Here is a 2,045-nt window from a genome sequence, read left to right on the forward strand (position 1 = left end):
GGTGACGCGATTACAGAAATTACCGAAGAGGAAGCCCTCCATGCCTGAGGTGAAGGTCCGCAAGACGCTGGTCCAGGTCGAAACCATCCTGCACGAGGGCGGCCCTGCCCCCGAGGTGCCGCAGAAGCGCGCCGCCGCCATTGCGGTGGTCGAGAACCCCTACGCGGGCGGCTATGTCGAGGACATCCAGCCCTTCATGAAGGATCTCGAGCCTCTGGGTGCCAAGCTGGCGCAGATGTGCATCGACGCGCTCGGTGGCGACGCCTCGCTGATCGAGGGCTACGGCAAGGGCGCCATCGTCGGCGTCAACGGCGAGATCGAGCATGGCGCCCTCTGGCACGTGCCCGGCGGCTACGCGATGCGCGACAGCATCGAGAAAAGCATGGCCATCGTGCCCTCGACCAAGAAGGTCGGCGCCGCGGGCACCCGGCTCGACGTGCCGGTGACCCACACCAATGCCTCCTACGTGCGCACCCATTACGACGCGGTCGAGGTCGGCGTGCCCGACGCGCCGCGCCCCAACGAACTCGTGCTGGTGCTGGTCATGACCACCGCAGGCCGCATCCACGCGCGCATCGGCGGCCTCACCAAGGACCAGATCAAGGGCGAGGACGGGCTCCGTTGAAGCTGCGCAAGATCGTCACCCTGGTCGAGGAGACCCGGACGGAGATGGGCCGCGAGGTCTCTCCCCCCGCCCGCCGGTCCCTCGCCGCGGCGGTCATCGCCAACCCCTTTTCCGGGATCTGGGCCGAGGACCTCTCGGAGCTGATCGAAACCGGCGAGGCGCTTGGCAAGCTTCTGGGCGACGAGGCGCTGGCCGCGCTCGGCTGCGCGGCCAATGAGGTCGAGGGCTACGGCAAGGCGGCGCTGGTGGGCGAGCTGGGCGAGCTGGAACATGCGGCCGCCCTCCTGCACCCGAAGCTGGGCGCGCCGCTGCGCGCGGTGATCGGCGGCGGCAAGGCACTGGTGCCCTCGTCCAAGGCCATCGGCCGCGCCGGCGAGATTCTCGACGTGCCGCTCGGCCACAAGGACGCAGCCTACGTGCGCAGCCATTTCGACGGAATGCGCCTGCGTATCAGTGATGCCCCGCGCCCGGGCGAGATCGTCGTCGCGGTGGCGCTGCAACAGACCGGACGACCGCTGCCCCGCGTGGGCGGCCTGACACATGACGAGATCGAGGGCGCAGACGGGCTGCGCTGACACACCATACCATACGCCGCACGACCAAGCGCTGGAGCAAGGGAGAACGACGATGACGAATTTCGTGAAGAACGCCTGGTATGTCGCTGGCTGGTCGACGGAAATTGATGACGAGCTTCGCCGCTTCACCATCCTTGGCGAGCACGTGGTGATGTTTCGCAAATCGGACGGCAGCGTCGCCGCGCTCGAGGACCGCTGCCCGCACCGGCTGCTGCCGCTGTCGAAGGGCAAGCGCATCGGTGACACGGTGCAATGCGGCTATCACGGCCTGACCTTCGACTGCTCGGGCGCCTGCGTGCGCGTCCCCGGCCAGACCAACCTGCCCAAATCCGCCTATGTCGAGGCCTATCCCATCGTCGAGAAGCACGGCATCGTCTGGATCTGGATGGGCGATGCAGAAAAGGCCGACCCCGAGGCGGTCTTCGACATGCCCGAATTCACCGACCCCAGCTGGGCCGCCCACCATGGCGACGCGCTGCACCTGAAGTCGAACTACCTCAACGTGGCCGAGAACCTCGTCGACCCCGCGCATGTGAGCTTCGTGCACCCCACCACGCTCGGCAATGCCGCGTCCGAGAACGTGCCGGTGCACGTGCAGACCGAGGGCGAGGCCATCGTCGCTTGGCGCTGGATCCGCGACGCCGAGCCCATCGGCTTCTTCAAGGCCTTCGGCGGCTTCACCGGCAACGTCGACCGCTGGCACTACTACTACCTCTATACCCCCTGCACCGCGGTGATCGACTTCGGCTCCATCGAGACCGAAAAGCACTGCGCCGAGGAGGACCGCGACCAGGGCGTGCGCATCTTCGCGCTGCACTTCATGACGCCGGTGACCGAGACCTACA

Annotated in this window: 3 protein-coding genes; all 3 read left to right on the forward strand. The window is 67.3% G+C overall.

What is annotated here, in order from left to right:
• The first annotated feature begins 40 nt into the window (after positions 1 to 40).
• On the forward strand, positions 41 to 625 hold the full coding sequence (locus HC022_RS25045; protein ID WP_089957289.1) for an amino acid synthesis family protein: 585 nt from the start codon (positions 41 to 43) through the stop codon (positions 623 to 625).
• Positions 622 to 1,200: an amino acid synthesis family protein gene (locus HC022_RS25050; protein WP_089957286.1), complete on the forward strand. Its 579-nt coding sequence runs from the start codon at positions 622 to 624 to the stop codon at positions 1,198 to 1,200. The genes HC022_RS25045 and HC022_RS25050 overlap by 4 nt, the downstream gene beginning before the upstream one ends.
• Positions 1,201 to 1,252: 52 nt before the next feature.
• On the forward strand, positions 1,253 to 2,045 hold a 793-nt coding region (locus HC022_RS25055; RefSeq protein ID WP_167454196.1), incomplete at its 3' end, for an aromatic ring-hydroxylating dioxygenase subunit alpha.

Source organism: Salipiger sp. HF18 (assembly GCF_011806505.1).
Taxonomy (GTDB): domain Bacteria; phylum Pseudomonadota; class Alphaproteobacteria; order Rhodobacterales; family Rhodobacteraceae; genus Salipiger; species Salipiger thiooxidans.